The following is a 263-nucleotide window of genomic DNA, read 5'->3' as shown; positions in this document are numbered from 1 at the left end:
GACGGACTGACATAATGCACAGTTTTGATACCCGCATTTTTCAAAGCCAACTCAAGGCGTAAGTTGAAGTCTGGCGCATCGATGCCCACAAACACATCTGGCGGGTTAGAGGTGAAATACTTAACCAATTCAGCTTTGACTTTCAGTAGACGAGATAAGCGGCCAAGCACCTCAACTAAGCCCATTACAGACAACTCTTCCATATCAAAGAGCGACTCACACCCTTGAGCTATCATTTTCGGACCACCAATACCGACAAACTC

Annotated in this window: 1 pseudogene; it reads right to left on the bottom strand. The window is 46.0% G+C overall.

Annotation, left to right across the window (positions count from 1 at the left end):
- A pseudogene (locus O4H47_RS17975) lies at positions 1–263 on the bottom strand (lipid-A-disaccharide synthase); the annotation flags it as partial.

The organism is Maritalea porphyrae (assembly GCF_027213965.1).
GTDB lineage: Bacteria > Pseudomonadota > Alphaproteobacteria > Rhizobiales > Devosiaceae > Maritalea > Maritalea porphyrae_A.
This window is presented reverse-complemented; position numbering and strand designations above follow the sequence as displayed.